The following is a 1,034-nucleotide window of genomic DNA, read 5'->3' as shown; positions in this document are numbered from 1 at the left end:
CCATTGCGGTGCAGCACGCCGACGCGCGCGAGCAGCGCCTCGGCGCGCTCCACGGCCTGCGCCTTCGGCACGCCGAGCACGTGGACCGGGGCCTCGATCACGTTCTCGAGCGCCGTCATGTGCGCCCACAGGTTGAAGTGCTGGAACACCATCGCGAGCCTGCTGCGCAGCCGTTGCAGCTGCTTCGCGTCGGCAGCCTGCAGCCGGCCGTCGCGGCCCGGCTTCAGCGCGATCGCTTCGCCCGACAGCGTGATGCGCCCCGCATCGGGCTGCTCCAGCAGGTTGATGCAGCGCAGCAGCGTGCTCTTGCCGGAGCCGGAGGAGCCGATGATGCTGATCACGTCGCCCTGGCTGGCGGTGAGCGAGACGCCCTTCAGCACCTCGACGGCGCCGAATTTCTTGTGCAGGTCCTCGACCTGGAGTTGCACCCTCCGCGGGTCCGTCATCAATCGCTCGACAGCTTGCCGCTGCGCATCGGCGTGGTGCCTGCCACCTTGAACAAGGGCCTTCCCGCGATGGCATAGCGCACGCGGTCGCGCGCGAAGAACAGGCCATCGGTGCGGGTGTGCAGCGAATGCACCTCGCCGCTGATCGGGTCGATCACGTCGGCGATCAGGTCGCCAGCGTGCACCACTTCGCCGGGCTCGCGGTGGTAGGCGACCACGCCGCTGACCGGCGCGGACACCACCTCGGTGCCCGACAGGGGCGTGGCGGGGAACAACAGCGGCGGCAGCGTGGGCGCCGGGCCGTCGACCAGGCCGCGCAGCGTCAGGAAATCGAGCAGCGCCTCCGCATCGGCCGCAGCCTGCGGGTGCGTCACGCTGGTCTCGCCGCGCAGCTCCACCGTGACCGACAGGCAGCCGAGCGGCACCGGGCGCTGCTCGCCGAAATGCGCGGCGAGCTGCCACCAGGTCTGCGAGCACGCCTCGTCGAACGGGTTGTCGCCCGACTCCAGCGCCAGCAGCGAGGCCTGCGCGCCCAGGCAGCGTGCGAGCGGCTCGACCTCGGACCACAGCGGCGTGCCGGTGTAGAGG

Annotated in this window: 2 protein-coding genes; both read right to left on the bottom strand. The window is 71.2% G+C overall.

Annotated features, from left to right (window positions below):
• Positions 1-446: ATP-binding cassette domain-containing protein (locus AC1D01_RS36180; protein ID WP_477874564.1), on the bottom strand; the 446-nt coding region annotated here is incomplete at its 3' end.
• A partial coding sequence (locus AC1D01_RS36175) for a succinylglutamate desuccinylase/aspartoacylase family protein (protein WP_477874562.1) occupies positions 446-1,034 on the bottom strand: 589 nt, incomplete at its 5' end. The genes AC1D01_RS36180 and AC1D01_RS36175, both read right to left, overlap by 1 nt.

The sequence above is a fragment of the Rhizobacter sp. P3_B12 genome (assembly GCF_056402895.1).
The sequence above is the reverse complement of the archived record's forward strand: the minus strand, read 5'-3'. Positions and strand labels throughout refer to the sequence as shown.